Genomic DNA, 8,234 nt, shown 5'->3' on the forward strand with positions numbered 1-8,234 from the left:
GGATTATTCAATCGTTCTTGCAACTTCTTCGACTTCGAAGATTTCAAGTCTGTCATTGACTTGGATGTCGTCATAATTCTTCAAAGAAATACCGCATTCGGCACCGGCCTTAACTTCTTTGACGTCGTCTTTGAAGCGTCTCAGAGAGTTAATCTCTCCTGTCCAAATGATCACATTGTCTCTTAAAAGACGGACATGTGAATTGCGTTTAACCACTCCTTCGAGCACCATACAGCCTGCAACGGTTCCCACTTTGGGAACGCGGATGACTTGACGGATTTCGACAAGACCGACATGGTTTTCACGGCGTTCCGGAGCCAACATACCGCTCATGGCAGCCTTAACGTCATCTACGGCATCGTAAATGATGTTGTAGTAGCGGATGTCAATACCGTTGTTTTCCGCAAGCTTGCGAGCTTGAGAATCCGCACGAACGTTAAAGCCGATAACTACTGCATTGCTGGCGATAGCCAAGTTGATATCGGATTCGCTGATGCCGCCGACGGCTGCGTGAACCACGGAGACCTTAACTTCTTTGTTGGAGAGCTTGGTGAGGGCGTGGACCAAGGCTTCCTGAGAACCTTGAACGTCACTCTTGATGACCAAGGACAAGGACTTCTGACCTTCGTCACCGTCCTTGAACAGGTTATCAAGCTTAGCAGCCTGCTGACGGGCAAGCTTAACGTCGCGGTATTTACCTTGCCGATAGTTGGCCAATTCTCTGGCTTTTCTTTCGTCATTGATGACGATGATTTCGTCACCGGCTGCCGGGACATCGGACAAGCCCTGGATTTCCACCGGAATGGAAGGACCTGCGGAAGTCACGGTCTTACCGTTTTCGTCCAAGAGGGCTCTTACACGGCCGTAGGTGGCGCCTGCCAAGACAATATCGCCCTTCTTCAGAGTACCGGACTGAATAAGTACGGATGCAACGGCACCCTTACCTTTATCCAATCTGGATTCGATAACCACGCCTTTAGCAGGGGCATCAACCGGAGCTTGGAGCTCAAGGATTTCAGCCTGCAGAAGGACGTTTTCAAGAAGGTCGTCAACGCCCTGACCCGTCTTCGCAGAAACAGGAATAAACGGAACGTCGCCGCCGTATTCTTCCGGCATAACTTCGTTAGCTACCAATTCCTGCTTAACTCTTTCAGGGTTAGCATCCGGCTTATCAATCTTGTTGATAGCTACCACCAAAGGCACGTTACCGGCTTTGGCGTGAGAAATAGCTTCTTTGGTCTGCGGCATAACACCGTCGTCTGCAGCTACCACCAAAATCACGATATCGGTTGCCTGAGCCCCGCGGGCACGCATAGCAGTAAAGGCTTCGTGACCCGGGGTATCCAAGAAAGTAATGATGCCTCTGGGAGTTTCAACGTGGTAAGCACCGATATGCTGTGTAATACCGCCTGCTTCGCCTGCAGCAACCTTGGTTCTTCTGATGTAGTCAAGAAGAGAAGTCTTACCATGGTCAACGTGGCCCATGATAGTAACAACCGGCGGTCTCGGTACTTTGGGCACTTCAGCCAATGCGCTTGCTTCTTCTTCCAAGAATGCTTCCGGATCGTCAGCTTTAGCGGCTGTGGCACGGTGACCCATTTCTTCAACAACAATCATGGCCGTGTCTTGGTCGAGCATCTGGTTGATTGTAACCATCTGACCAAGCTTCATCATCTGCTTGATGACTTCGGTTGCCTTGACGCTCATCTTATGAGCCAATTCAGCAACGGTAATGGTTTCAGGAACCACAACGTCACGGATAATCGGTTCTTGAACGGCAGGCTGCTGTCTCTGCGGCATATTGTTCTTCTGCTGCTTGCCGCGTTTATTTCTGCGGTCAGACTTCCAGCCGCTTCCTTCGTCGTTGCTTTCTCCGCCTTTGATCTTCATGGTTCTCTTATGCTGGTTTTCATCTCCCCAGTTTTCAGAGCGGCGGTTGTCTTTCTGCGCCTTGTTTTCTTTCTTGACGCTGTTCTTATGCTGTTTCTTCTGGCCTTCTTTCTGATCTTTGCTTTCTTCGGCTTTAGCAGTTAAAACACGCTTCGGAGCAGACATCATTTCGCGAATAGCTCTGGCTTCAGCTTCAGCTTTCTTACGGGCTTTTTCACGTTCTTCAGCCAAGCGCTTGCTTTCTTCTTTGGCCTTAGCGGCAGCTTCGGCAGCAGCTTTCTCAGCAGCAGCACGCTTACGGGCTTCTTCAGCGCGTTTAGCGGCTTCACGTGCGGATTTTTCAGCCTGTTCTTTCTTCAAGCTTTCTTCCTTAGCCAATTTCTGAGCTTCAGCTTCTCTAGCCTTTCTTTCTTCCTCGGCTTTTCTAGCTTCCTCAGCAGCACGGGCAGCCGCTTCTCTGGCTTTTTGTTCAGCTTCAGCCTTAGCTTTTGCTTCAGCAGCTGCTTTTTCAGCAGCAGCCTTGGCCAATGCTTCCTGTTCTTTCTGTCTCAGGATTTCAGCTGCGGCTCTTTCTGCTTCTTCACGAGCTTTAGCCTCGATATCAGAACGCTTAACCAGCACTTTCTTTCTTCTGACTTCGACTTGGATGGAGTGAGTACGGCCGCCTGATGCAGGCTGAGTAATCACTTTCTTTTCCTTCTTAGTCAAAGTGATCTTTGTCTTGCCGGTACTGGCGCTGCCGCGGGCAGCTTTCAATGAATCAAGCAGGATTTGTCTGTCGATATCATTAATTTCGTCATCGGCATTTCTCTGCGGACGACCTGCATTTTTGAGCTGAGCCAAAATTTCTTCAACCGGTAATTTCAGATCTGCCGCTAAACTAGATACAGTGTTTTGTGTCATATAGTTCTTTATCTCCTATTACCGTATTGATTAGTTGTCCCAATGAGCACGGGCTGCAACGATTAATTTCTGTGCATCCTGCTCTTCCATGTTTGTCATTTCCACCAGTTCGGCAGTGGACAAATCAGCCAAATCATCTAATGTCTTTACGCCCTTTTTGCTCAGCTGGGCCACGAGATCGTGATCCATACCAGGAAGTTCTAACAGTTTAGGATCGGCTGTTTTTAACAATTCTTCTCTTTCAAGAGCTTGAGTAATCAAACCTGTACGGGCTCTGGAACGGAGTTCGCGGATAGTGTCTTCGTCAAAATCTTCCATTGCGAAGAGTTCGTCTTCCGGACCGTAGGCAAGGTTTTCAAGAGTGTCAATGCCGTTTTCGATCAAGGCTTCTGCCACTTCTTCGTCTACTTCAAGGTACTGCATAAGCTTGCTGCGGATTTCACCGATTTCTTTTTCTTTCTCTTCAGCAGCTTCTTCAGCAGTCATCACGTTGATATCCCAACCGGTGAGCTTAGAAGCAAGCTTCACGTTTTGGCCGGAAGCACCAACGGCTCCTTTCTTGTTTTCCTGGTCAACCACAACGTCCATTTTGCCCGCGTCTGCGTGTACAACAACGGAGGTAACAGTGGCCGGGGCCAAAGCACTGACGACATACTCAACAGGCTGGTCGGACCAGCGAACAATATCAATACGTTCGTTATTTAATTCTTTCGTAACGTTTTGAACACGGCTGCCTTTGACGCCGACGCAAGTACCGATCGGATCGATTCTCTTGTCCTTGACCTGAACGGCAATCTTGGCTCTCTGCCCCGGTTCTCTGGCTACATTCTTAATTTCAAGCAGGCCTTCGTTGATTTCAGGAACTTCCAACTTCAAGAGTTCAATTAAGAATTCGTTGCAAGCACGGCTCAAAATGACCTGCTGCTGTCTGGAAGCCGGATCAATCTTAGATACATAAGCGCGGATACGGTCATTGGTTCTCAGCAATTCATGAGGAATGCATTCGCTCTTGGGCAGTCTTGCTTCGATCTTGCCGATTTCAACAATCCAGTCCCCGCCGACATTCTTACGGATTTGGCCGTGAACAATCTTCTGATCTTTGTAGAGGTTCTTGAATTCTTCAAGATTCTTGGTTCTTTCGGCTTCTCTCAATTTCTGGAGAATGACCTGACGGGCGTCAGTTGCGAATCTACGGCCCGTGACGCTGTAATCTTTGAGTTCCTGACGGACATAGTCACCGACATTCATTTCGCCCTGGTCAGAGTAATCCTCTTTGGCTTCCCACTGAAGAATCTGACGGTCCGGCTCCTGAAGGCCCTGGTCGTCAGGAACGACGAGCCATTGACGCCAAACCTGGTAGTCACCGGTCTTAGGGTCTACTTTTACTGCGATATCAGCGTCCTCACCCGGGAATTCGGATTTCTTAACAGCACTGGCGATAGCACTTTCGAGTGCCATCAGTACTAACTCCTTATCGACACTCTTTTCATTTGCAAGGAGTTCTACGTAGTCAAGCAGATTCTTATTCATTTATTTTGAACCTCTAAAATCTAAATCGGCCAATAAAGAGGCGCGTTCAATGTCTTTAAACGGAATATTGAGGATGACAGGAGCGGCCTGAGCTTCTCCTGATTTTTTGGCTTTGGCTTTAGCTTTGGCAATTTCGCTCGGTGTGCGGCCCAATCTTTCAGTAATGAGCTCGAGCGTGATGGTCGGATTAGCTTCATCACCTTCTACAGCAAGAAGCTTACCGTCCATTCTTCTTCTGCCGTTGGCAGGCAGACCTTCGCCTGTCATCGGTGTATAGAGCTCGATATGAACGTTGCTGCCGACAAAGCGAACGAAGTCTTTAGCGCGTCTGAGCGGACGATCCACACCCGGGGAAGAGACTTCGAGACGATCGAAATCCACGTTGTCTACGGTTAAAGCGGGATTCAAAAGATTGCTGACTTTTTCGCAATCGTCCAATGTGATGCCGCCTTCTTTATCAATAGTGACGCGGATAAGACCTCTTGGGAGACGTTCTACGTCAACCAATTCGTAACCGAGACCCTCCACGGTCGACTCAATCAATTCGAAAACCTGAGATGGAACCGCCATTCTGCTGCAACCTCTTAACTAAACCAAAAAAAAACGGGCGTAAAGCCCATCTATTTACAACCCTTGACAGGTGTATTTCCATACCGAAGGGTACAGAAACACCCGGCAAATTTTCATAATCTGCCGAAATTTTGCAAGCATTGTACTCCTAACTTATTAAAAAAGCGGAAGTTTTTGTAAAAATGGATAAAAAACTACCGCTTCTCCAAAGTTTTTTATTATTTGTCAAGGGGTAATTTTCCCTTAGCAAACATACAGTTATTAATTTTGCTGCCTCAAAGCATAGGCAAGACCTCAAAAGACTTTCTCATTTTGAGGCCTCAGCCGATTTTACCGGCGAATCGACTATCTTCCGTCTCTCGGCGTGCCGGAAGCAGGCTTTCTTCCGCTTCGCGGACCTTTTGCTGCGGGCCTTGTCCCGGAGGAAGGTCTTCTTCCCGGTGCTCCTGAAGCTGCTCTGGGACCTGAACTCGTTCTGCGAGCTCCGCCGGCGGGGCTGGCCTTAGGACGGGACAGCACCGGTTTGGAAACCGGCTCTTTATCCAAACCGGATTCTTTAATCCATGCTTCAACAACTTCTTTCGGAAGTCTTTCGAATTTGCCGCGAGTTAAGTTGGAAGGCAAATTGATTGAACCGTAACGAGTACGTATTAAGCGTGACACCGGCATGCCGACGGCTTCGAACATGCGGCGGACCTCTCTGTTTCTTCCTTCCGAGAGCTTAACCTGATACCAACGATTGAATCCTTTACCGCCGATTTCATCTAAGGAAGTGAATTTTGCGGGGCCGTCATCGAGCATAACCTTAGTCAGAAGCTTTTCTTTATCTTCTTTAGAGAGCTCTCCTTGAATTCGGACGGCGTACTCTCTTTCGATTTCATACTTCGGATGCATTAAACGGTTAGCCAATTCTCCGTCAGTCGTAAAGAGCAATAAGCCCTCTGTATTGAAGTCCAAACGGCCAACGGCGATCCATCTGCCGTTTCTCGCACGAGGAAGATGATCAAAAACAGTCGGTCGGCCTTCCGGATCGTCTTTGGAGACGATTTCTCCGGCCGGTTTGTGGTAAATCAAAACTTGAGGAACGGTCTCAACATGCTTCATTGCACGTCGTACAGGCTTGCCGTTTACGCGGACCAAATCCGTCGGGAGCACACGCTGTCCGATATAAGCGGGTTCGCCATTTACGGAGACTCGGCCTTGCGTAATCAGCTCTTCCATATCTCTGCGGGAGCCGAGGCCGGCATCCGCAAGAACTTTATGAAGTTTTTCGCTTACTGCAGGAGCAGAGTCCTGAGCCGGGACACGCGGCCCTTTAGGAGCTGAAGGACTAAAAGCAGCGGAAGGCAGGTGCAAATCGGCATTTTCTCCGTCCTGACTTGATTTAAAACCCGCCGGGCGCGAACTTCTAGGTTTAATAGCAGAGGAAGCAGCTGATTTTGCCGTCTGTTTAGGCCTAAAAGGAGTTCTGCGGCCTTTGTTTTGAAATGCCATTTAATGTTTTCCTAACAGTTGAATCTTTTTATTAATTTTCTGATTATCGCTATCTTTTGCGCATTGTGTCTGCTTGATGTCTCTAAATTGGACTATTTCCTTAGAGACTCGCGATAAATTGTTCCATTTTGGCTTTTTTGGAATTAATAGACTCTTGTTCTTTTTCTCGTAAGGCTTTGAACTCTTCGTCACCCATTTTATAGAGAGGAGTGCCTTTGCATTTTTTGGCTAAAAGTTCCAAAAACACTTCGTGAGCCTTCAAATCTTCCTCGCTGGCCTTGATGACAATGTGAGTATCTTCAATGTCATCGAGTTTTTTTCCGGACAGAGTCAAACTGTCGATGTCCATGGACTCCTGGTCCTGCTTGAGGACTAAGTAGACCTGAGCAAGAAGCTGAGCATCGATTAAAGCACCGTGGCCGTCATTACGGGAAGTTAAATCGATGCCCAAGCGTTTGCACAAAGCGTCAAGAGAGTTCTGCTGCTGAGGAAACACTTTACGGCTGATTTCCAAAGAGTCAATAACATCTACGCAATGATCCCGGAGTTTGCCCTTTCCGATTCTTGTCAATTCCTGATCCAAGAAAGACTCATCGAAAGGAGCATTATGAGCGATTAACTTCGCGCCTTTGATGAACTCTAAGAATTCATCGGCGATTTCTTCGAATGTTGGCTTATCGGCCACCATTTCATTAGTAATGTTATGGATTCGAATGGCTTCTTCAGGAATATCTCTTTGAGGATTGATGAAGCGATGAAATTTATTTTCAGAGATTCCGTAACGGGAAAGTTCGACGCAGCCGATTTCGATCAAACGGTCGCCCTCTTTAGCTCTAAACCCGGTGGTTTCAGTATCAAAACAAATTTCTCGCACGTATGCCGGTTCTTCCACGCTTTAAGCTCCAGTAAGAAATAACTTTTCAGAGACAGCGAGTTTAGACCTTCTACGAAGATTTTTCAGTAGAACTATTGGCCGAATTCCAGGAGTAACTTCACACAACGGACGTTCATAAGTCAGCGAGTTCCATTCCTTAGCGCATCTGTCTGGTTGAATTCTTGCTTTTAACATTTGTGTCCGAGAATTCGAGCGCGCTCAGTTTTTCTTTTAAAAGTAAAAAGTTACCGATTTAACTTTATTTAATCTCAAACAGTCAGGCCGACTTCTCGATTTTGTCATAGGCATAAAAAAGATTTTAAGCCAGCTGTTCAGGCCTGTTTTCTGACCTGAGTCTCCTCATTTAAGTTTTTTTCTAATCTTCTGGGAAAAGACGATTTTTTGCCTTCTTAACGTCAAAAGCCTCTGAGGCCAAAGAATTGACATCCTCCTTTTCGTGAACGAAGAGGATTCCCTACCACCGCTACAACAGCCGTAGCCTATGGTTGTAGAAGGTCTCGTTGGGTTCCTGCTGACAACGGCCTTACTGCACCGTTCATTTCACAGGCTAACCGGGCGTGTCCAGCCCTTAATACATTTATCGCTCCCACGACATCGGCATTTTCTTTGTACCCGCATTTGGTACATTCGAAATGTGCTTGCGTTTGTCTGTTTTTTGCCGAAATATATCCGCAATTCAGACAAGTTCTGCTCGTATTTTTCGGAGAAACCAATACCAGCAACCCTCCTCTTTCTTCCAACTTGTAAGCCAACATTGTCTTGAAAGAATACCATCCTTGGTCAAGAATTGAACGATTTAAACCGCTTTTCTGTCTGACCTTTTTTCCGGGCTGCTCAACTGTACCTGACGCCGATGCAGACATATTCGATACTTTTAGATCTTCCATGAACACAATACCGTGGTTTTTGGCTATTGTCGTCGTGATCTTATGCAGAAAGTCTCTTCTTATAT

The 8,234-nt window shown here is 47.2% G+C and carries 6 protein-coding genes; all 6 read right to left on the minus strand.

Annotation, left to right across the window (positions count from 1 at the left end):
• Positions 1–3: 3 nt before the first annotated feature.
• Positions 4–2,793, minus strand: coding sequence for a translation initiation factor IF-2 (gene infB, locus ACYQ4O_RS04805; protein ID WP_460174912.1), 2,790 nt, complete (start codon positions 2,791–2,793; stop codon positions 4–6).
• 30 nt (positions 2,794–2,823) lie between these two features.
• Positions 2,824–4,323 carry a transcription termination factor NusA gene (nusA, locus tag ACYQ4O_RS04810; RefSeq protein WP_308514235.1) on the minus strand — a complete coding sequence of 500 codons (1,500 nt, stop codon included), beginning with the start codon at positions 4,321–4,323 and terminating at the stop codon, positions 2,824–2,826.
• Positions 4,324–4,893, minus strand: coding sequence for a ribosome maturation factor RimP (locus ACYQ4O_RS04815; protein WP_308514234.1), 570 nt, complete (start codon positions 4,891–4,893; stop codon positions 4,324–4,326).
• A gap of 345 nt (positions 4,894–5,238) precedes the next feature.
• Complete coding sequence (gene rluB, locus ACYQ4O_RS04820; protein WP_460174913.1) at positions 5,239–6,387, minus strand: 23S rRNA pseudouridine(2605) synthase RluB; 1,149 nt, start codon at positions 6,385–6,387, stop codon at positions 5,239–5,241.
• A gap of 100 nt (positions 6,388–6,487) precedes the next feature.
• Positions 6,488–7,279, minus strand: coding sequence for a DNA polymerase III subunit epsilon (gene dnaQ, locus ACYQ4O_RS04825; RefSeq protein WP_460174914.1), 792 nt, complete (start codon positions 7,277–7,279; stop codon positions 6,488–6,490).
• A gap of 482 nt (positions 7,280–7,761) precedes the next feature.
• The coding region (locus ACYQ4O_RS04830; RefSeq protein ID WP_460174915.1) for an RNA-guided endonuclease InsQ/TnpB family protein at positions 7,762–8,234 on the minus strand (473 nt) is incomplete at its 5' end.

Source organism: Turicimonas sp. TL08, assembly GCF_054660695.1.

What these genes read in the sequence shown, in the direction of transcription:
- infB (WP_460174912.1), bottom strand. Translation starts at nt 2,793, where the DNA reads ATGACACAAAACACTGTATCTAGTTTAGCGGCAGATCTGAAATTACCG.
- nusA (WP_308514235.1), bottom strand. Translation starts at nt 4,323, where the DNA reads ATGAATAAGAATCTGCTTGACTACGTAGAACTCCTTGCAAATGAAAAG.
- ACYQ4O_RS04815 (WP_308514234.1), bottom strand. Translation starts at nt 4,893, where the DNA reads ATGGCGGTTCCATCTCAGGTTTTCGAATTGATTGAGTCGACCGTGGAG.
- rluB (WP_460174913.1), bottom strand. Translation starts at nt 6,387, where the DNA reads ATGGCATTTCAAAACAAAGGCCGCAGAACTCCTTTTAGGCCTAAACAG.